This window comes from Streptomyces sp. NPDC060002, from assembly GCF_042737245.1.
Lineage (GTDB): Bacteria > Actinomycetota > Actinomycetes > Streptomycetales > Streptomycetaceae > Streptomyces.
In genome coordinates this window covers 73,150-93,892 of sequence record NZ_JBHWUW010000022.1, presented here as the reverse complement: position 1 = coordinate 93,892, position 20,743 = coordinate 73,150, and the positions used below count along the sequence as shown (strand labels likewise).

Here is a 20,743-nt window from a genome sequence, read left to right as displayed (position 1 = left end):
ACAGCTCCTCCCCTGCCGGCGCGGCAGCCGCAGGTACACCAGCGTCACGGCGAGCAGGATCAGCAGCATCACGACGCCCATCGCCGAGCCGAGGCCGTACCGCGAGGACGCGAAGGCCTGTCGGTAGGCGTAGACGTTCAGGACGAGGTTCTGCCCGGCGATGCCGCTCCCGTTCGTCATCAGGTAGATCTGGGTGAAGACCTTGAAGTGTCGTTGCCGCCCGTGCCCGCGCAGTTGTCGTCGGGACCGTTGTCGTCGGTGACGGACTGCTCGGCGGTGGGGTCGGCCGCCTTGGCCTCGCTCCAGTCGCCGAAGTCCTCGGTGACGTCCAGGAGTCCGCCGTCGTGGACGTGGCCGGCCGTGTCGGTGTTGCCGTACTCCATGACGTCGGGTGCGGACCCGGCGTCGTTGAACGCCGCCTTGACGCGCTGGGCGCGGGTGTCGATCGGGATGTACTCGACGTCGGCCTTCGCGCCCTTGTGGGCCTTCTCGAAGGCGGCGACGGCCGAGTCGACGACCTGCTCCTTGGGCTTGTTGCCGACTTCCCGGAAGAGCCGGACGCGCAGAGTGCCCGTCTTGTCGTCCGTGCCGGAAGAGGAGTTGTCGGCTGCCTGGGGGCGCAGGCGGTGACGACCGGGGCGGCGGCCGCGAGCGCGGCCGGTCGGGTGGGGAGCTTCATGGCGCGATCCTCCGAGCGTTGCAACATACGCAATGACTGTTTCGCTCTGCACAACACATCGGAGGCTAGGGACTACAGGAACACGCCGACAAGAGGTCTCGACCACTGCGTGACCATCGGACGCACCCCGTGCGACGACAAAGGCGGCCGAAAGGTCTCGAAATGCGCGAAGGCCCCCGGGACGCGTCGCAGCGCGCCCCGGGGGCCTCGGAAAGCCCCTACGGCTACTTCTTGTCGCCGCCCTTGTCCTTGCCGTCGCCGCCACCGGCCATCGACTCGAAGATCTCCTTGCACATGGGGCAGACGGGGTACTTCTTCGGGTCGCGGCCGGGCACCCAGACCTTGCCGCACAGCGCCACGACGGGCGTCCCGTCGAGGGCGCTCGCCATGATCTTGTCCTTCTGGACGTAGTGGGCGTAGCGCTCGTGGTCCCCGTCGCCGTGCGACACCTGCGGCGTCGGCTCTACGAGGGTTCCCGTCCCAGTGCCTCGCTGGGGCTGGGTCTCAGGCTCAAGAGTGCTCATGGCGCCAAGGGTACTGAAGCCGGGTCCCGAAGCTCACACCCGTCAGTTGAGCGAGGCGTCGTCCGGATACGTCGCCACCATCGCGAGCTCGCTGCGCTGGCGGCGCAGCACCTCGCGCCAGAGTCTCTCGGGGGCCGGCGAGGAGACGTCGCCGGGCTCGGACTCCACGACGTACCAGGCGCCCTCGCCCAGCTCGTCCTCCAGCTGGCCCGGACCCCAGCCGGCGTATCCGGCGAAGATCCTGAGGGAGCCGAGGGCCGAGGCCAGGAGCTCCGGCGGGGCCTCCAGGTCGACGAGGCCGATCGCGCCGTGCACCCGGCGCCAGCCGAGCGGGGTGCCGTCGACGGCCGCGCCGCCCGGGATGACGGCGATCCCGAGGGCCGAGTCGAGGGACACCGGGCCGCCCTGGAAGACGACGCCGGGTTCACCGGTGAGATCCGCCCAGCCCTCCAGGATGTCGCTCACGCCCACCGGCGTGGGCCGGTTGAGGACGACGCCGAGGGAGCCCTCCTCGTCGTGGTCGAGAAGGAGCACCACCGCACGGTCGAAGTTCGGGTCCGCCAGGGCGGGCGTTGCCACGAGCAGCCGCCCTGTGAGCGAGGACACCTCGGTCATGCCAGACATGATCCCGCATCTTCCCGCGAAGTGGGGAGGCAATGCGGGCACACGGGTCGCGCACGGGCGCGGGCCGGGCGCACAGGCCCGCCGGGCGGCCGGTGGTGACCCCATGTGCCCGGTGGGAAACGGTTCGTGTTGTGACACAGCTATGACCTACCTGGGCGGTCCCTGGGCTTACGGGACAGGGGGCGGCGGCGATTACCCTGTCTCATCTGGCCCTGCCCCCGACACCAACGGCCCCTGCCCCAATCCACCATCCATGGAACGCGAGATACATGACCGTCAACGGCTCTGACGACGTACTGCTTGTCCACGGCGGCACCCCGCTCGAGGGCGAGATCCGTGTCCGCGGTGCGAAGAACCTCGTACCCAAGGCCATGGTCGCCGCCCTGCTGGGCAGTGAGCCGAGCCGGCTGCGCAATGTTCCGGACATCCGTGACGTGCGGGTCGTACGCGGCCTGCTCCAGCTGCACGGTGTGACGGTCCGGCCGGGCGAGGAGCCGGGCGAGCTGGTGCTCGACCCGACCTACGTGGAGAGCGCCAACGTCGCCGACATCGACGCCCACGCGGGCTCGAGCCGGATCCCGATCCTGTTCTGCGGCCCGCTCCTGCACCGCCTCGGCCACGCGTTCATCCCGGGCCTGGGCGGCTGCGACATCGGCGGCCGGCCCATCGACTTCCACTTCGACGTGCTGCGGCAGTTCGGCGCGAAGATCGAGAAGCGGGAGGACGGCCAGTACCTGGAGGCCCCGCAGCGGCTGCGCGGCACGAAGATCGTGCTGCCGTACCCGTCGGTCGGCGCGACCGAGCAGGTGCTGCTGACGGCCGTCCTGGCGGAGGGCGTCACCGAGCTCGCGAACGCGGCGGTGGAGCCGGAGATCGAGGATCTCATCTGCGTGCTCCAGAAGATGGGCGCCATCATCGCGATGGACACCGACCGCACGATCCGCATCACCGGCGTCGACAAGCTCGGCGGCTACAACCACGCCGCCCTGTCGGACCGTCTGGAGGCCGCCTCCTGGGCGTCCGCGGCGCTGGCGACCGAGGGCAACATCTACGTCCGTGGCGCCCAGCAGCGCTCGATGATGACGTTCCTGAACACCTACCGCAAGGTGGGCGGCGCCTTCGAGATCGACGACGAGGGCATCCGCTTCTGGCACCCGGGCGGCCAGCTGAAGTCCATCGCGCTGGAGACGGACGTCCACCCCGGTTTCCAGACGGACTGGCAGCAGCCGCTGGTCGTCGCCCTGACACAGGCCACGGGCCTGTCGATCATCCACGAGACGGTCTACGAGTCCCGCCTGGGCTTCACCTCCGCGCTCAACCAGATGGGCGCCCACATCCAGCTGTACCGCGAGTGCCTGGGCGGCTCGAACTGCCGCTTCGGGCAGCGCAACTTCCTGCACTCGGCGGTCGTGTCCGGCCCCACGAAGCTCCAGGGCGCCGACCTGGTCATCCCCGACCTCCGCGGCGGCTTCTCGTACCTGATCGCCGCCCTCGCGGCCCAGGGCACCTCCCGGGTCCACGGCATCGACCTCATCAACCGCGGCTACGAGAACTTCATGGAGAAACTCATGGAGCTCGGCGCGAAGGTCGAGCTGCCGGGGAAGGCACTGGGCTAGCACGCGTCGGGCCGGGCCGGCGGAAACCGGCCCGGCCGGCGCTCGAGGCCGTCTGTCAGCGCACAACGATGGGGCGGCACCCGGAAAACCGGGTGCCGCCCCATCACGTTGCCTACGCGCCGTGCACCGTCCGGTGAGGCGTAGACGGCAAGGTCACTTGCCCTTTGCCGCTTCCTTGAGCTTCGAGCCCGCGGAGACCTTGACGCTGTAGCCGGCCGGGATCTGGATCGGGTCGCCGGTCTGCGGGTTGCGGGCGGTGCGAGCGGCACGGTGGGTGCGCTCGAAGGTCAGGAAGCCGGGGATCGTGACCTTCTCGTCGCCCTTGGAGACGATGTCGCCGACGACCTCGGCGAACGCGGCCAGCACTGCGTCGGCGTCCTTGCGGGTCACCTCGGCGCGGTCGGCCAGCGCGGCCACCAGCTCACTGCGGTTCATGTTGTTACTCCCGTGTTCTTCTTGCCGTTGCGGCGTGCCACGCGGCGGAGCCGCATGTTGGGCACAGCGAAAGTCGTTGTGCACGCGCCCAGAGACGCATCCTGCCCCTACCAGCGGCGCGAAAGCCAATCCGGCACCCGCACGGAGTCGTATGACAACCCTTGGGAGTCACACGATGGGCGGTTGGGTCGGGCGCAACCCTAGAGGGCCGTCCGCGGCGCGAGGTTCCGCGACGCGCCGTGACGGGGGCCGCCGTGGCGAGCCTCACAACCCCCGCACCCGGTGCCCCGAGCCTACGAGGCCGACGCTCCCGCCGCCTTCGCGGCCTCCCGCACCGCACCCGCCACCGCGCCGGCGACCTTGTCGTTGAAGACGCTCGGGATGATGTAGTTCGGGTTGAGCTCGTCGTCGCTCACGACCTCCGCGAGGGCCTTCGCGGCCGCGAGCATCATCTCGGTGTTGACGGTGCGGGACTGCGCGTCCAGCAGGCCGCGGAAGACGCCCGGGAAGACCAGCACGTTGTTGATCTGGTTGGGGAAGTCGGAGCGGCCGGTGGCGACGACGGCGGCCGTCTGGCGGGCGATCGCCGGGTCGACCTCGGGGTCCGGATTCGCGAGCGCGAACACGATCGAGCCGTCGGCCATGGCGGCCACGTCGTCGCCGTCGAGGACGTTCGGGGCGGAGACGCCGATGAAGACGTCCGCGCCGCGCACGGCCTCCTTCAGGGTGCCGGTGAGGCCCTCGGGGTTGGTGTTGTCGGCGATCCAGCGCAGGGCCGAGTCCGGGGCCGCGTCGACCAGGTCCGCGCGGTCCGCGTGCACGACCCCGTGGATGTCGGCGACGACCGCGTTCTTCACGCCGGCCGCGAGCAGCAGCTTGAGGATGGCGGTGCCGGCCGCGCCGGCGCCGGACATGACGACGCGCACGTCCCCTATGCCCTTGTTCACGACACGCAGGGCGTTCGTGAGGGAGGCGAGGACGACGATGGCGGTGCCGTGCTGGTCGTCGTGGAACACGGGGATGTCGAGGGCCTCGCGCAGCCGGGCCTCGATCTCGAAGCAGCGGGGGGCCGAGATGTCCTCGAGGTTGATGCCGGCGAAGCCGGGGGCGATGGCCTTGACGATCTCGACGATCGCGTCGGTGTCCTGGGTGTCCAGGCACAGCGGCCAGGCGTCGATGCCGGCGAACCGCTTGAAGAGGGCCGCCTTGCCCTCCATCACCGGCAGCGCGGCCTTCGGGCCGATGTTGCCGAGGCCCAGCACGGCCGAGCCGTCCGTCACGACCGCAACGGAGTTGCGCTTGATGGTGAGGCGACGGGCGTCCTCGGGGTTCTCGGCGATCGCCATGCAGACACGGGCCACGCCCGGCGTGTAGATCATCGAGAGGTCGTCACGGTTGCGGATGGGGTGCTTGGACGCCATCTCGATCTTGCCGCCGAGGTGCATCAGGAACGTACGGTCGGAGACCTTGCCGAGGGTGACGCCCTCGATGCCGCGCAGCTGCACCACGATCTCGTCGGCGTGGGCGGTGGAGGTGGCGGCGATGGTGACGTCGATGCGGAGCTTCTCGTGGCCGGACGCGGTGACGTCGAGGCCGGTCACCGAGCCTCCGTGGGACTCCACGGCCGTGGTGATCTGGGAGACCGCCGTTCCGCTCGCGGGCACCTCCAGACGGACCGTGATCGAGTAGGAGACGCTGGGCGCCGTTGCCATGGCCGACTTCCTCTGCACTGCTGGGTCGCGGGTTTGCCGTCCGATCGTCGCACCTACCCACGAGTACGTGAAAGCCGCCCCGGATTGCGATCGTTTTGTTCTCAATCAAGTCGCCGAGGGCACCGGGATGCACCCGGGAGAAGGCAACGAGAGAGGCCCACATCACAGGTGACGTGGGCCTCTCTCGTGTTCATGACACCGACCCGCCATGCTCGCCTCGCGGCAAGTGGTCGCTCGTAGCGACGAAGGTTGGGCCCGGGGGCTTGGATCGAGCCGGTGTCACGACCAGGCTAACAAACGGATGCCCGAAGACCATTCCCGTCCGGGGACTTCACAGGAAACCGTCAGCTGTTCAGTCCCTCAGAAGGTCCGGGACCCCGTTCGCGTCCGGCTCGTCACGGTCCCCGGAGACGACCGTGAGCTGCTGCGTGGCCCGGGTGAGGGCCACGTACAGCACCCGCAGGCCGGCCGGGCTCTCGTCCGCGATCTCCGCCGGTGAGACGACGACCGTGGCGTCGTACTCCAGGCCCTTGGCCTCGAGGCTGCCGAGGGCCACCACCCGGTCGCCGAGCCCGGCGAGCCAGCGTCTCGCCTCCTCGCGGCGGTTCATGGCCACCACGACGCCGACGGTGCCGTCGACCCGCTCCAGAAGCCGCCCGGCCTCCGCGCGCACGGTGGCGCCCAGGGTGCCGGTGGCGGCCTCGAAGCGGGGCACGACCCCCGTCGACCTGACCGCCGACGGGGATTCGGCGCCGGGCATGGCCAGGGCCAGCACCTTCGCGGCCAGCTCGGCGATCTCGGCCGGGTTGCGGTAGTTCACGGTCAGCTCGAAGCGGCGGCGCGGGCGGGTGCCGAGGGCCTCGTCACGGGCCTCGGCGGCCTCGTCGGGGTCGGACCAGGAGGACTGGGCCGGGTCGCCGACGACCGTCCAGGTGGCGTGCCGGCCGCGGCGGCCGACCATGCGCCACTGCATCGGGGTGAGGTCCTGCGCCTCGTCCACGATGACGTGCGCGTACTCGGTGCGCTCCTGGGCGAGCCGCTCGGCGCGCTCGCGCTGCGTCTCCTCGCGCACCGGCATCAGCTCCTCCAGACCGGTGAGCTGGTCCAGCGGGTCGTACTCGCGCCGCTTCCGCGGGCGGAGCGGGGCGCCGAGGATCGCCTGGAGCTCGTCGAGCATGGCGATGTCGTGCACCGAGCGGCCGTCCCGCTTGAGGGCCCGGGCGACCTTGCGCACCTCGCCCGGGTTGAGGATGCGCCGGGCCCAGCGGCCGAGCCGCCGTTCGTCGGCCATGGCCGTGAGGACCGCCTCCGGGGTCAGCTCGGGCCACCAGGCGTCGAGGAACGCGATGAACGAGTCCTCGGTGGTCACGTCCTCGTCGAAGGAGGAGCGCAGCTCGGCGGCGAGCTCGGGGTCGCTGTGCCGGCCGGCCGCGCCGGAGCGCTCCCACAGGGCGTCCAGCAGCAGCTTGCGGGCGCGGGGGCGCAGGAGGTTCACCGGGGCGGTGCCGCTGAGGGCGCTCTGCCGGACGCGGTCCAGGTCGGCGAACTCCAGCTCCAGCCGGCGGCCGAAGGCGACGACCCGCAGCCGGGTGGGGGTCGCCGAGGGCGCGGGGACCTCGTCGGGCTCGCCGAGGGTCAGCTGCGCCGCGGCCCGGCCGCCGTTCTCCAGCGCGCCGCGCGCCGCCTTCCGCAGCACCTTCAGCATCCGGTGCGACCCCTTGGCCCGGGCCACCGCCGGGGAGTCGTACAGGGTGGCCTCGGCGCCGTCGACGAGGGAGCCGATGGCGCGGATGGCGACCTGGCCCTCCTCGCCGAGCGAGGGCAGCACGCCCTCGGTGTACGCCACCAGCAGCGGCGTGGGCGAGACGATCAGGATGCCGCCCGCGTACCGGCGCCGGTCCTGGTAGAGCAGATAGGCGGCCCGGTGCAGCGCGACGGCGGTCTTTCCGGTGCCCGGCCCGCCCTCGACGTAGGTCACGGAGGCGGCGGGGGCGCGGATGACCAGGTCCTGCTCGGCCTGGATGGAGGCGACGATGTCGCGCATGGTGTGGCTGCGGGCCTGTCCGAGGGCGGCCATGAGGGCGCCGTCGCCGATGACGGGCAGTTCGTCGCCGTCCAGGACCGCCGTGAGCTCGGGACGCATCAGGTCGTCCTCGACGCCGAGGACGCGACGCCCCTTCGAGCGGATCACCCGGCGCCGTACGACGCGCCCCGGATCGACCGGGGTGGACCGGTAGAAGGGCGCCGCGGCCGGCGCCCGCCAGTCGATGACCAGCGGGGAGTAGTCGGAGTCGAGGACGCCGATACGGCCGATGTGGAGCGTTTCGGCGATGTCCGCGGTGTTGTCGGGGCGGACGGCCCCCTCGGCGGGCTCCACGGCGGTGTAGGCGCCGTCCGGGCCCTTCTTGCCGTCCTTCCCGGCGAGCAGGTCGATCCGCCCGAACAGGAAGTCCTCGAACTCGTTGTTGAGACGGTTGAGGTGGACGCCCGCGCGGAACACCTGGGCGTCCCGCTCGGCGAGGGCGCCGGGCGTGCCGACCTGCCCGCGCTTGGCCGCGTCGTGCATGAGGAACTCCGCCTCGTGGATTTTCTCCTCGAGACGCCGGTACACCCGGTCGAGGTGTTCCTGTTCGATGCCGATCTCTCGGTCCCGCACCGAATCCGGCGCGGAATGCCGAACCGATCCGACCGCGGTTTCCTGCTGTGCCTGAACGGCCACCGGGCCCCCTTCTGACGTGCTGGGCAGCCGTCAACCGTACGCGAAGGGGACCCGCTGTAGGAAGTTACGCGTCGATCTGGACGAGCTTCTTGCCATCGAAGGTCATGACCTCGAAGTGGTCGATCTCATTGGTCTTGAAGGCGGCGCCGCCCACGACGTAGAGCGGGTTCTTGGCCTGCTCGGTCTTGGCGTTCGCGATGCCGTAGCCCCACTCAGGGACCGACCAGGAGGAGACCGTCTCGCGCTCGCCGTTCTTTCCGACGGCGATGAGCGAGCACTTCTCCGGGCCCGTCACGTTCTTCAGCTCGACGCCGATCTCCGTGCCCCACGCCTTCTCGCCCATGGCGACGGTCGCGGAGACCTTGCTCGCGGAGTCGGTCGCGGAGACCCGGTCGGTGAGCGTCGCGAAGGTGGTCTTGGCGGAGTTGGCGGACTTGGTGGAGCTCGCCTCGGTCCCCTTGGTCCCGCTGTCGCCGCCGGTCGCCGCCAGCACGGTGAGCGGGCCGCCGATGATCAGCGCGGCCGCGGCCGCCACCAGGAAGAAGGAGCGGCGGCGCTTGACCGCGCGGCGCTCGGACACCTCGTCGACCAGCCGTTCCGCGAGCCGCGGGCTGGGGCGGGCGGACAGGGACTCGCCGATCGCGGGGGTGCCGGTGCCCGGCAGGTCCGCGAGGGCGGCCAGCATGGGTTCCATGCCGGCGAGCTCGTCGAGCTGCTGGGCGCACCACTCGCAGCCGGCGAGATGCGTCTCGAAAGCGGTTGCTTCGGCGTCGTCGAGAATCCCGAGGGCGTAGGCGCCGACGGTCTCGTGTTCGCTCGGGCTCGGAGATCCCGTAGATCCCTGCATGGGTCCAGACATACCCGAACCACCTGCTCCGAATCCCCCGTAAACGCTCATCACGCCGTCACCCCCCGCTCCTCCAGAGCCAGCTTCATCGACCGCAGGGCATAGAAGACCCGTGAGCGCACGGTGCCGCTGGGTATACCCAGCGTCTCGGCCGCCTCGTTGACGGTACGCCCCTTGAAGTACGTCTCGACGAGCACCTCCCGGTGGGCCGGGGTCAGGTCGTCGAGCGCGTCGGACAGCGTCATCAGCCACAGCGCCTTGTCGATCTCGTCCTCCGCAGGAATGACCTCCAGCGGCGACGGGTCGACCTCCTGCGGCCGGGCCTGCCGGCTGCGGTGGCCGTCGATGACGATGCGGCGTGCGACCGTCACCAGCCAGGGGCGTACAGATCCGGTCGCACGATTGAGCTGACCGGCGTTCTTCCAGGCACGGATGAGCGTCTCCTGCACGACGTCCTCGGCGCGCTGCCGGTCTCCGGCAACCAGGCGCAGGACATACGCAAGCAGGGGTCCGGCATGCTCCCGATACAGAGCACGCATCAGCTCCTCGTCAGGTTCCGAGGGCTGGGACATGCGATGTCGGGCCCTCGATCCACGTTCATTGGCCACGGCCGCATCCTTGCGCACGCCCACCTCCGGTGTCCGGGGGTTCCCCCAGTCGGTCGCTCGACGACGGGTACGGAAGCGGGGTGTTGAGCGTTCAAACCGGGGAGACACTTTTCTTCGGAGTGTCATGACGAGCAGGGACATGACGGCACATTCCCACCGCTTTTTCTTTACACTTTCGCCACATCGACAAGATCGGGCCGACTGCCCGGCGAGCGGGGCAGGTAAACGGCGTGTAATCGAAATCACTTCGACAATCACTCGGTGACACCTCTACGAAAGCCGCATACCAGGCAGGGGAGTTACGACCGGGAGGCGAGCGCCGCCCGCCGGCGGTGCCGCGCCACCCGCTCCCGGTTCCCGCAGACCTCACTGGAACACCAGCGCCGCCGTCGCCCCCGGGACATGTCGACATACACGATCGGGCAGTTGTCCCCCGCGCACTGCCGCAGCCCCGCCCGCGCGACGGAGTCGGTGAGCAGCTCCACCGCGTCCCGGGCCACGGCGGCCAGCAGCGCGGCACACGCCGGCGGCCCGGCCAACTCGCGCACGAGCCCACCGTCTTCGCCCCGCACGGCACGGGGGGCCGGGGGCACGGCCCGGGCGGCGTCGTTGACCCGGGTCAGGGCGAGGTCGTACGACCCGGCCTCGTTGCGGGCGAGCCACCCGTGCACCAATTGTCCGGTGTTCCGCCGCAGTTCGCGGAAGGCGGGCGGCCAGGAGGCGTCGGCGTGAGCGAGCGGGGTGTCCGGCGGGACGAGTCCGCAACCGCGGATCCACGCGCACAACGGCCCGACGGCGTCGAGCCGTTCAAGGGGATGCGCGGTCGCGAGCAGGTCGAGACAGATCCGCCCGGCGTCGAACCGGAGCTCGTCCATGCGCGCGTCACCGCCTGCCGAGAGGCACTGCTCGAGGAAACCGTCCCTTCACAGTGCCAGCGCAGGGTGCCAATAACCAGCCCGCCCGGCGCTTGAGGGCGAGGCCGTCCAGGCCGAAGCGGGGGTCCGGGGGCGGCAGCCCCCGGGGACGGGACGGGTAGGGACGACGGGGCGGAACCCGCCTACTCGTCCGAGTACTTCGCGTCCGCGGCCGGGTCCAGCGCCAGCCGGTACCCCCGCTTCACCACCGTCTGGATCAACTTCGGCGCCCCGAGGGCCGTCCGCAGCCGGGCCATCGCCGTCTCGACAGCGTGCTCGTCGCGCCCCGCGCCCGGCAACGCCCGCAGCAGATCGGAGCGCGGCACGACCCATCCCGGCCGCCGGGACAGCGCCCGCAGCAACGACATCCCCGCCGGAGGCACCGGCTTCAGACACCCGTCCACCAGCACCGCGTGCCCCCGGATCTCCACCCGGTACCCGGCGACCGGCAGCGCCCGGGCCCGCGACGGCAGCTCCTGGCACAGCAACTGCACGAGCGGCCCGAGCCGGAACCGCTCCGGCTGGACGGTGTCCACGCCCCGCGACTGGAGCGGCAGCGCGGTGACCGGCCCTACGCAGGCGGGCAGCACATCGTGGGAGAGGGCGGCGAGCAGCTCGGGCAGCAGCCCGCGCTGCTCCGCGCGCGACAGCAGGGACGCGGCGGCGGGCGCGCTGGTGAAGGTGATCGCGTCCAGTCCGCGTGAGACGGCGGCGTCGAGGAGCCGGTCGAGCGGCGAGACGTCCTCCGGCGGCATCCACCGGTAGACGGGCACCCCCACGACCTCCGCGCCCGCGACCCGCAGCGACTCCACGAACCCCGGCAGCGGCTCACCGTGCAGCTGGACGGCGACCCGGCGCCCGTCGACGCCCTCCTCCAGGAGCCGGTCGAGCACCTCGGCCATGGACTCGCTGGACGGCGACCAGTCCTCCTTCAGCCCGGCGGCCCGTACGGCGCCCTTGACCTTGGGGCCGCGGGCCAGCAGCTCGACGCCGCCGAGCCGCTCGAGCAGCTGCTCGCCGAGCCCCCAGCCGTCGGCGGCCTCGATCCAGCCGCGGAAACCGATGGCCGTGGTGGCGACCACGACGTCCGGCACCTGCTCGATGAGTTCCTTCGTGGCGGCGAGCAGCTCACCGTCGTCGGCGAGCGGCACGATCCGCAGTGCGGGCGCGTGCAGCACCGCCGCACCCCGCCGCTGGAGCAGCACGCTGAGTTCCTCGGCCCGGCGCGCGGCCGTCACGCCCACGGTGAAGCCCGCGAGGGGCCCGTGTTCGACAACACCCTGGGGACCGGCGTCGGATCGCTGCTGTTGCTCGTACATCACTCTCGTCCCGCTCGAGTCGCGTTTGCACCTACATGCCGACGAGCCTGTCAACGGTGCGTGACAGGCTCGGTTCGGCCACGTGTCGCCGGTGTTACGTCACACCTCGGCGTAGCTGAGCTGCTGCTTCGCCTCGGAAGCGGTGCTTCCAGCAGTGATCCTGCCGGACGGGCGGCGAAGGTATACGGCCCAGGTGACCCCGAAGCACGCCGCGTAGAAGGCGAGGAAGGCGACGAAGGCGCCGGTTCCGGAACCGTAGGAGAGGAAGGACTGACGGAAGGCCAGGTTGATCCCGACACCGCCGAGCGCGCCGACCGCGCCGATCAGTCCCATGGAGGCACCGGAGAGACGCCGGCCGTAGGCGGCCGCCTCCTCGCCCGCCAGCCCCTTGGCGACGGCCTTCGTCTGGAAGATGCCGGGGATCATCTTGTACGTCGACCCGTTGCCGAGGCCGCTGAGCACGAACAGCACCACGAAGACGGAGACGAAGAGCGGCAGCGACTTCTGCATGCTGGCGAAGACCAGGACGGCGGTCGCGGCGGCCATGCCGACGTAGTTGTACAGGGTGATGCGGGCACCGCCGTAGCGGTCGGCGAGCCAGCCGCCGACGGGACGGATGAGGGAGCCGAGCAGCGGGCCGATGAAGGTGAGGTAGGCCGCCTGGAGAGGCGTCCGGCCGAACTGGTTCGTCAGGACCTGCCCGAAGGCGAAGCTGTAGCCGATGAACGACCCGAAGGTGCCGACGTAGAGGAAGGACATGATCCAGGTGTGGGCGTCCTTCGCGGAGTCGATCGCGGCGCCCGTGTCGTTCTTCACGGAGGCCAGGTTGTCCATGTACAGCGCGGCGAGGGTGGCGGCGGCGACGATGAACGGGATGTAGATCCCCAGCAGCACGCGCGGCCCGCCGTTCGCGCCGATGACGGCGAGGGCGATCAGCTGGATGACCGGCACGCCGATGTTGCCGCCGCCCGCGTTGAGCCCGAGCGCCCACCCCTTCTTGCGGAGGGGGAAGAAGGCGTTGATGTTGGTCATCGAGGAGGCGAAGTTGCCGCCGCCGATGCCCGCGATCAGGCCGACCAGGAGGAACGTGTTGAAGGAGGTCCCCGGCTCCATCACCGTGAACGCGGCGATCGTGGGGATCAGCAGCAGGCCGGCCGAGATGATCGTCCAGTTCCGGCCGCCGAAGATCGCGACAGCGAAGGTGTAGGGCACCCGCACGACCGCACCGACCAGCGTCACCATCGACGTCAGCAGGAACTTGTCGGCCGGGGTGAGGCCGTACTCCGGGCCCATGAAGAGCACCAGCACGGACCACATCGTCCAGATCGAGAACCCGATGTGCTCGGAGAGGACGGAGAAGAGGAGGTTACGGCGGGCGATCTTCTCGCCCTTCTCGTTCCAGAAGGCCTCGTTCTCCGGGTCCCACTCCTCGATCCAGTGGCTCCCCTTCTTCGTGGGGGGCGGGGATGCGGGGGCTGTACTCGGGGCTGTCATGACGCCTCCACGGTGCTCCGGGACTCGGGTGATTCGGGGGGATGAGCGGTGATGAGTCCCGAAGGTAGGGAGGGCGCGTTTCCACGCTGTGGCTGTGGGTGACCGGAAAGGAACGTTGCTCTCACCTTGCGCGCAGGGCCGGTGAGAGGTTGTGGCCCGAGCCTGAGCGTACGGGCCGGGACGGGGGTGCTGTTGCGTGAGGCGGCGCGCGGGACGGCCGCGTACGCGTACCCGAAGCGCCCCCACCCCCCGCCGGACCGGGGGTGGGGGCGCATCCGTCGAGGCCCGCGGGGCCCTTCAGTGGCAGACGAACTCCTTGTTGGCGGTGCTCCCGCTCAACGTGCAGGTCTGACCGCGGACCGCACCGGCCGGGTCGTGAGCGGTGAGGTCCCAGGTCCCGGCGTTGCGGCTCAGGGCCGCGTACCCGAAGACCCCTCCCTGGGTGACGGAGTGATTCACGGGCTGCAGCGGCGTCCCGACTGTCTTCCCGATGACGCCGGCGTCGTTCGGCCCCTGCTCCAGAGGGGCTCCCCCGGAGAAGCCCACCGTCACCTGCGGTGGCCGCGTGGTGTTGAAATCGATCATCTGGTAGAGGTGCGCATGGCCGGAGACCACCATGCGGATGTTGTCCGCCAGCCGCCCCAGGGTCGTCCCGGCGACGGCCCTTTCGAGGACCGGGGTGAACGTCTCCAGCGGTGGGCCGACCGATCTCACCATCCACACGGGCTTGTGGGTGACGACGAAGTAGTCGTGGCCGGTCTGCTGCGCCGCGACCTGGTTCACGGTTTCGAACTGCCGGGTGTAGATCGCCTGCTGCGCGAGGCTTCCGCTGTCGGCCGGGTCGGCGAACGAGGAGTCCACGTTGAGAAGGTGCAGGACACCTGCCCTGATCTCCACCGGATCGGGGTAGAACGAGCACGATCCGTTGGGTCTGAGTTCGTCGGCGAGGTAGCGGAACCACGCGGCCCCCGCGCCGCCCGTCGCGGGTGGGGTGCGGCAGTCCTCGTGGTTGCCCCGCGTCAACACGACCGGCGCCATGGCCAGCAGCTTCTCCGCCGGCCTGAAGAAGTCGGCGACCACACAGGCCCAGGTGAATCTGTCCGCCGAGGTCGTGCAGCCCGGATTCGCCGCCTTGTCGTTGGCCTGAGCCGGGTCGTCACGGTAGAGGTAGTGGCCGACATGGATCACGAGGTCCGGTTGTGTCACCTTGGCCGCGCTGTTCGCGATCTGCGGGAACGGCCAGCCGGTCTGGTGGTTGGCGCAGTCCTGATCGGGACCCGCCGTCGTGACGCGGCACCCCGAGTCGCCGATGACGGCGATGGTGCCGGGACGGGTGTTCGCGGTCCAGTTCGGCAGGGGAAGCTGACGGTTCGCGGGGTGCACCACGGCCGCGGCGACCGTCGACTGCGCGAGCACCGCGTCATAGGCCCCGAGGGGCACGACCAACTCGCACACCGTGGTGGGGAACTGCGGCAGCGCGGGACGGCTCAGCAGCCGCATCCGGTAGGCGGTCCTCACGGTGCCCATGGTGTACCGCACGGAGGGGCACGTGCCGGAGGTGTCGGTGGTCACATAGCGGACCTGGGCACCCCGGCTGGTCAGCTGGGTCCATGCCCATGCCTCACCGTTGGGGTTACCGGTCCCTGGTGGCGGAGGGGTCGGCCCCGGCGGCTTCGGGCCTTCGCCGTAGGGCGGGGTCCCTGGCGGAGAGCTCGCCCCCGGCGGCTTCGGCCCTCCGCCGTCGGACGCGGTCCCCGCGAGGGCCGTCCCGACCGAGAGCGCCGCGGTCAGCACTCCCGTCATGGCCACAACGATGGTCCGGCGCATCCTGCTCACGTTCCTCCATCCCGAAACCCTGGGCTCCGCCCCGTCCGATCGACGGGTATACCGGGCCATACTCACCAGGGCTTCGGAGGGACGCACCCCGAACCGGGCGAACGGCGTACGGCGGCGTACAGCGGCGTACGAATGCGCGCACGAGATCCGGTTCGGGGCCGAGGGCGCCGTTCAGGACCGGTGTGTTCCGGCGCCGACCCGTCCGTCCGGCCACAGGCGTGGCCTGCGGCGGGCCGCCAGATCCTCGACCCAGCCGAAGCAGACCACGCAGGCCGCGGTGAGCAGCCAGACGGCCGGCAGCTGCGGCCACGGGCTCTCCAGGACCCAGGTCCCGTTCGTCTCCAGCCACGAGATGCCCCACAGCCGGTCCCACAGGGCCTCCACTACTCCGATGCACACGTTGTGCCACAGGTAGATCGTCACGGCCCGGGAGTTGAGCAGGGTGATCAGCCGGTCCCAGCGGCGCAGCCGGCCCGGCCACTCGGACCACGACGGGCTGATGTGCAGGAGCAGCAGCACCGCGGCGAAGGACCACAGGGACTGGGCGAAGGGCATGTCGTCCAGGTCGTGCCCCTCCCTGAGGTCATGGGTCAGGGTGTACCAGAGGCCGATTCCCGCCACCGCGGGCGCCAGGGACGGCACCACGTAACGGGGCAGGCGGCGCAGGACGCCCTCCTGGTGCGCCATGCCCAGCAGCCAGCACGCGCCGAACGCGCCGAAGTCGCTGAGCTGGGCCTCCAGCCGCCAGCCCGGCACCGACAGCGCGCCGAACTCCAGGGCGGCGGACAGCGCGACGGGCGTGAGGATCGTCGGCCAGGGCAGCCGGCGCAGGGCGCGCAGCAGGAGCGGGGAGAGCAGCACGAACCAGAGGTAGGCGCGGATGTACCACAGGGGTACGCCCAGGTCGACGGCCCAGCCGTCGCTGATCAGCCCGTGCGCGCCGGGCAGGCCCTCGCCGTACGGCGGGTCGCTCAGCGGCAGGATCCAGTAGGCGAGGTGGAGCCACCACCAGCCGGGGTGCCCCTCGTCGTCCGGGCTCCAGCCCGCCACCAGCATGCCCGTCACACCGACCGCGCCCAGCAGCCACAGCGGGGGCAGCAGCCTGCGCAGCCGGCCGCGCACGACTCCCAGCGCGGGGCGCTTGGCCAGCGAGCGGGCCATGAGGTTGCCGGCGAGCGCGAACATCACGCCCATGGAGGGGAAGACGACGGGCAGCCAGGCCCAGCCCATCAGGTGGTAGAAGACGACCCGGAACAGGGCGATGGCCCGGAGCAGGTCGAAGTAGCGGTCCCGTCCCCCGCCCTTCTTCCCGGCGTCCTTCTTCTCGGAACTCTGCGGTTCGGAACCCTGCTGATCAAAACCCTGCTGCTCCAGACTCCGCTGCTCCGGCCCGGCGTTCCGGGCCGGCGGGTGGGGCAGCTCGGGCAACTCGGCCGTGGCGTCCGTCGGGTGGGTGCTCATCAGGCCGCTCCTCCGTCCGCGGTCGCCGCCGTCGCACCGGGCGGGGCCGCCACCTGGCCCTTGCGGCGGAGTTTCTGCCAGCGCAGCCGGCCGCCGGTGAGGGCGGTGATCCAGGACTGGAGCAGGACGATGTACATCAGCTGGCGGTAGAGGAGCTGCTGGAGCGGGAGGGAGATGAGGGGGGCGAGGCGTTCGCGGTCCAGGACGAAGGCGTACGCCGCGCAGCCCGCCTGGACGGCGAGGACGCCGAACCAGGCCGCGATCGTCTTGCCGGTCGGGCCGAAGAGCAGGCCGTAGACGAGGAAGAGGTCGATGAGCGGGGCGAGGAGCGGGGCGACGACCATGAAGAGGGAGACGAGCGGGAGTCCGACGCGGCCGAAGCGGCCCGACGGTCCGCCCTCGACGAGGGCGCGGCGGTGCTTCCAGATCGCCTGCATGGTGCCGTAGCACCAGCGGTACCGCTGCGACCACAGCTGCTGGACGGACTCGGGCGCCTCGGTCCAGGCGCGCGCCTTCTCCGCGTACACGACGTGCCATCCGTCCCGGTGGATGGCCATCGTGATGTCGGTGTCCTCGGCGAGGGTGTCGTCGCTCATGCCGCCGACCCGGTCGAGCGCGGTGCGGCGGAACGCCCCGACGGCCCCCGGGATGGTGGGCATGCAGCGCAGGACGTCGTACATCCGGCGGTCGAGGTTGAAGCCCATCACGTACTCGATGTGCTGCCAGGCGCCGATCAGGGTGTCCTTGTTGCCGACCTTGGCGTTGCCGGCGACCGCGCCGACCTGCGGATCGGCGAAGGGCTGGAGGAGTTCACGGACCGTGGAGGGCTCGAAGACCGTGTCGCCGTCCATCATCACGATGAGGTCGTGCCGGGCGTTGGCGATGCCCCGGTTGAGGGCGGCGGGCTTGCCCGCGTTGAGCTGGCGGACCACGCGGACGCCGGGCAGGTGCAGATCCTCGACGATCCGGGCGGTGCCGTCGCTGGAGCCGTCGTCGATGACGAGGATCTCGATCGGGTGCTCGCTCTTCATCAGCGAACGCACCGTGCTCTCGATGCACTTGGCCTCGTTGTAGGCCGGGACGAGCACCGACGCCGGTTCGGTGACGGGCGCGTCGGGTCCCCAGGCGAAGCCCTTGCGGCGGGTACGGCGGGTGTGGATCGCGGAGAGCAGGAGCATCAGCCCGAAGCGGGCGAAGACCAGGACGCCGATGACGGCGAGGCCCACGACCAGGACGGCGGTGATGTCGTCGGAGGCCTCGACCAGGAAGACCCAGGCCCTGCCCTTCCACAGGTCGAGCCCGGTGACCGGGGTGTGCGCGCTCGGGGCCTTCAGGGCCTCGGTGAGGTTCTCGAACGTGTAGCCCTTGCGCTGGAGTTCGGGAAGGTAGGTGTCGAGGGCCCGGACCGTCTGGTGGCGGTCGCCGCCGGAGTCGTGCATGAGGACGATCGCGCCCTTGCCGCCCTGCGGCGTGGAGTTGCGGATGATCTCCCGGACCCCGGGCCTGCGCCAGTCCTCGCTGTCGGCGGTGGTGAAGACGGTGAGGTAGCCACGGGTGCCGACGAACCGGGTGACCGGCCAGGAGGCGTTGTCGAGGGCGTCCGTGCTGGAGGAGTAGGGCGGCCGGAAGAGCGACGTCCGGATCCCCGCGGCTCCCGCCAGGGCCAGCTGGTTCTGGGTGAGCTCCCAGTCGATGCGCTTCTTCGACTGGTAGGACAGATCGGGGTGGTTGAAGGTGTGCAGCCCGATCTCGTGGCCCTCGTCCACCATCCGCCGGACCAGGTCCGGGTAGCGGGAGGCCATGGTGCCGGTGATGAAGAAGACGGCATGTACGTGGTGCTTCTTCAGGACGTCGAGGACCTCGGGGGTCCACTTCGGGTCGGGCCCGTCGTCGAAGGTCAGCACGATCCGGTGGTCCGGCACGTCCAGGGTGGTCTGCTGCCCGTGCCGGGTGTCGACGACCGGCCCGCCTTCGAGCACCTTCTGCGGCACCTTGTCGGCGGCGGCCTCGGGGCGGATGCGGTAGTCGGCGAGGATCTCGCTGTGCACATAGCCGCGCAGCATCAGCATCGCCATCATCGCGAGGAGCACGACGAGCGGCAGCAGATGACGCAGCCGGAGCGAGACCAGACGCCGGCGGTCGGGTGACGGCGGCGCGGCGTGCGCGGAGCCGCCTGCGGCGCGCCCCGGGGCCCGGCCCCGGCCCTTCCTCGGGCCGGACCGCCGGCCGGAGGACCGCCGCCCACTGCCGCGCGGCCCGCCGGCCGACTCACCTCCTGGCGCGTCCCCCGTCGACGGTGGAGCGGACGCGGCGTGGCCGCCGGACGAGTGCGCGGGCTGCCCGACAGCTGACCGTCGGGTCGAGCGGCGGCTGGTGCGTGGTGCCATGAGAGGTGGTTCTCCGGGGACGAGGTCGGGCGAAGGTACGCGCCGCGAGCTGAAGCGGCGAGGAGCGAGTATCGAGACATCGCTATCGAGACGTCGCTGACAAAGGTGGGACTTCGTTGCCAAGGCCCCCTGCGTCGGGCCCCGTTGCGTCGGGCTCCGCGCCGCGGGGCCCGGGATTCCGGCTCGGTGGCGGACGCCCTCCCCCGCCCGGTGACCGGACTCGGGCAGCCCGGTGACGGTGTTGGAGAAGCGCCGCCCCCGGCCCGGGCCCGGTCGCGGCCCCGGCGCGCCCGAAGGCGTGCCGGGGCCCGTCGGCCCAGGTGTCCGAAGGCGCAGCCGCCGGCATGGCCGGCGAAGCCGTGTCCGCCGAGGCCGGTCGCCGGTCGCCGTCGGCGGGGTCCGCACGCGCGCCGAGGCCGGTGACGCCCGTGAGGCCTGGCGGCCGGCGGCTCTCACGGGAACCCGTTCAGGCTGCCGGGCTCGATGCCGCCGGGACCGGTTCCGGCGGACCGTCGGCGACCGTGGTGGAGGCTCCTCCGGCCGGGGACGGCGAGGAAGGCGTCGAAGGAGAGGCGGCGGGTGAGGAGGCCGGCGGCGGCGTGGACGGCGTCGGTGCGACCACCGGACTGCTCGGGCCGGACGTCGAGGGGGCCGTGGGCGTGGGGCCCGCGCTGGGACGGACGGACCCGGTCGCCGAGGGCCGCGCCGCCGGGGACGTCCCGCTCGACGGAGCCGCGCTCCCCGACGCGCCCGGCGCCGTACTCGCGCCCGGCTTGCCCGAAACGCCGCCGGACGCGGTGGCGGTGGCACCCGAGCCGCCCGGAACCTTGCCGCCGGGCACCCCCTGGCGCGGGCTCGCGGACTCGTCGGGCGCCGACGTGCCGTCCACCTTGCCGGCCGCCGGCTTGTCGTCGGCCTGGCCCGGCACGGGAACCGGCAGCCAGGGCGCGCCCGCGTTGCCCGAGAGCAGCGCGGCCACGATGACGACGGCGTACGCCCCGCACGCGATCCCCACGACGATGCCGATACGGCGGAACGTACGACTGCGCCGGCCCGACTCGTCGACGAACACCGGGACGTCGGAGGCGGCCTCCGCACCGTCGGGCCGCCCCTTCTTCAGGGGGTCGAGCTGGACGGTCACCTCACCCGGGTCGCTCCCCTTCCCGTCCGCGCCGCCGGGCTGCTCTCCCCAGGGATCGCGGAGATCGCTCGACCGTTCGTTTTCGGAAAGACCGTTCGAGGCGTCCGAGGCCGGCAGCAGGCCGCTGTCACGCGGTACATCCATTAATGACCGGTATCTGGTGCTCTCTCCCGCCATGGACGTCAGCGGCTGCCGTCCGGCTCCGGGAAAGCCCTGGGACCCTGCCCCCACGACCGGCGCATCCCGGGTCGGCGATGCCGCCTCCGGCCAGGTCGGTTGGGCGTCTTCTCGCCAATTCTTCATGTGCGTACTTCCCCCCACGGAACTGTTCCGGGTGCGCCGACGACCCTGAGCACACGTCGGCGAAACCAGGCCCCCACCCGGTTCCAGCGCCCCATTTATCCCATTGCGCTCAGGTCCACGAATC

The 20,743-nt window shown here is 71.2% G+C and carries 15 protein-coding genes and 2 pseudogenes; 1 reads left to right on the top strand and 16 read right to left on the bottom strand.

Annotated features, from left to right (window positions below):
• Positions 1-9: 9 nt before the first annotated feature.
• The 4 genes and pseudogenes from ACFWBD_RS20805 to ACFWBD_RS20790 form a co-directional block, all read right to left on the bottom strand.
• A pseudogene (locus tag ACFWBD_RS20805) lies at positions 10-207 on the bottom strand (sugar ABC transporter permease); the annotation flags it as partial.
• A 44-nt stretch (positions 208-251) separates the two neighbouring features.
• Positions 252-679: pseudogene (locus ACFWBD_RS20800) on the bottom strand (ABC transporter substrate-binding protein); the annotation flags it as partial.
• A gap of 224 nt (positions 680-903) precedes the next feature.
• The gene (locus tag ACFWBD_RS20795; RefSeq protein WP_385668524.1) at positions 904-1,203 is read right to left on the bottom strand and encodes a DUF3039 domain-containing protein; all 300 of its coding nucleotides are present in this window, start codon (positions 1,201-1,203) and stop codon (positions 904-906) included.
• Between the two features lie 42 nt (positions 1,204-1,245).
• Complete coding sequence (locus ACFWBD_RS20790; RefSeq protein WP_385668521.1) at positions 1,246-1,818, bottom strand: YqgE/AlgH family protein; 573 nt, start codon at positions 1,816-1,818, stop codon at positions 1,246-1,248.
• Between the two features lie 278 nt (positions 1,819-2,096).
• On the opposite strand from ACFWBD_RS20790, the gene murA reads away from it, so the two are divergent.
• A complete protein-coding gene (murA, locus tag ACFWBD_RS20785) occupies positions 2,097-3,443 on the top strand; it encodes a UDP-N-acetylglucosamine 1-carboxyvinyltransferase (protein ID WP_385668518.1) in 1,347 nt (448 codons plus the stop codon).
• 153 nt (positions 3,444-3,596) lie between these two features.
• Here the strand turns inward: murA and ACFWBD_RS20780 are convergent, their stop codons facing one another.
• The 12 genes from ACFWBD_RS20780 to ACFWBD_RS20725 form a co-directional block, all read right to left on the bottom strand.
• On the bottom strand, positions 3,597-3,878 hold the full coding sequence (locus tag ACFWBD_RS20780; RefSeq protein WP_004000874.1) for an HU family DNA-binding protein: 282 nt from the start codon (positions 3,876-3,878) through the stop codon (positions 3,597-3,599).
• 293 nt (positions 3,879-4,171) lie between these two features.
• Positions 4,172-5,590, bottom strand: a complete 1,419-nt coding sequence (locus tag ACFWBD_RS20775) for an NAD-dependent malic enzyme (protein ID WP_385668515.1) — start codon at positions 5,588-5,590, stop codon at positions 4,172-4,174.
• A gap of 352 nt (positions 5,591-5,942) precedes the next feature.
• A complete protein-coding gene (locus tag ACFWBD_RS20770; protein WP_385668512.1) occupies positions 5,943-8,309 on the bottom strand; it encodes a HelD family protein in 2,367 nt (788 codons plus the stop codon).
• 64 nt (positions 8,310-8,373) lie between these two features.
• On the bottom strand, positions 8,374-9,156 hold the full coding sequence (locus ACFWBD_RS20765) for an anti-sigma factor family protein (protein ID WP_385668617.1): 783 nt from the start codon (positions 9,154-9,156) through the stop codon (positions 8,374-8,376).
• Between the two features lie 50 nt (positions 9,157-9,206).
• Positions 9,207-9,728 carry a sigma-70 family RNA polymerase sigma factor gene (locus tag ACFWBD_RS20760; RefSeq protein WP_010039908.1) on the bottom strand — a complete coding sequence of 174 codons (522 nt, stop codon included), beginning with the start codon at positions 9,726-9,728 and terminating at the stop codon, positions 9,207-9,209.
• A 335-nt stretch (positions 9,729-10,063) separates the two neighbouring features.
• Positions 10,064-10,639 (bottom strand): ABATE domain-containing protein, encoded by a 576-nt coding sequence (locus ACFWBD_RS20755; RefSeq protein ID WP_385668509.1) that lies wholly within the window; start codon positions 10,637-10,639, stop codon positions 10,064-10,066.
• Positions 10,640-10,821: 182 nt separating this feature from the next.
• Positions 10,822-11,997, bottom strand: a complete 1,176-nt coding sequence (locus tag ACFWBD_RS20750) for a uroporphyrinogen-III synthase (RefSeq protein ID WP_385668506.1) — start codon at positions 11,995-11,997, stop codon at positions 10,822-10,824.
• A gap of 99 nt (positions 11,998-12,096) precedes the next feature.
• Positions 12,097-13,491, bottom strand: coding sequence for a nitrate/nitrite transporter (locus ACFWBD_RS20745; RefSeq protein WP_385668503.1), 1,395 nt, complete (start codon positions 13,489-13,491; stop codon positions 12,097-12,099).
• Positions 13,492-13,788: 297 nt separating this feature from the next.
• The gene (locus ACFWBD_RS20740; protein ID WP_385668500.1) at positions 13,789-15,063 is read right to left on the bottom strand and encodes a metallophosphoesterase; all 1,275 of its coding nucleotides are present in this window, start codon (positions 15,061-15,063) and stop codon (positions 13,789-13,791) included.
• A 435-nt stretch (positions 15,064-15,498) separates the two neighbouring features.
• Entirely contained in the window at positions 15,499-16,788 is a 1,290-nt protein-coding gene (locus tag ACFWBD_RS20735) for an acyltransferase family protein (RefSeq protein ID WP_385668497.1), read from the bottom strand.
• Positions 16,788-18,866: a bifunctional polysaccharide deacetylase/glycosyltransferase family 2 protein gene (locus ACFWBD_RS20730; RefSeq protein ID WP_385668614.1), complete on the bottom strand. Its 2,079-nt coding sequence runs from the start codon at positions 18,864-18,866 to the stop codon at positions 16,788-16,790. The genes ACFWBD_RS20735 and ACFWBD_RS20730 overlap by 1 nt, the downstream gene beginning before the upstream one ends.
• A 775-nt stretch (positions 18,867-19,641) precedes the next feature.
• Complete coding sequence (locus ACFWBD_RS20725; protein WP_385668493.1) at positions 19,642-20,460, bottom strand: hypothetical protein; 819 nt, start codon at positions 20,458-20,460, stop codon at positions 19,642-19,644.
• Positions 20,461-20,743 lie beyond the last annotated feature (283 nt).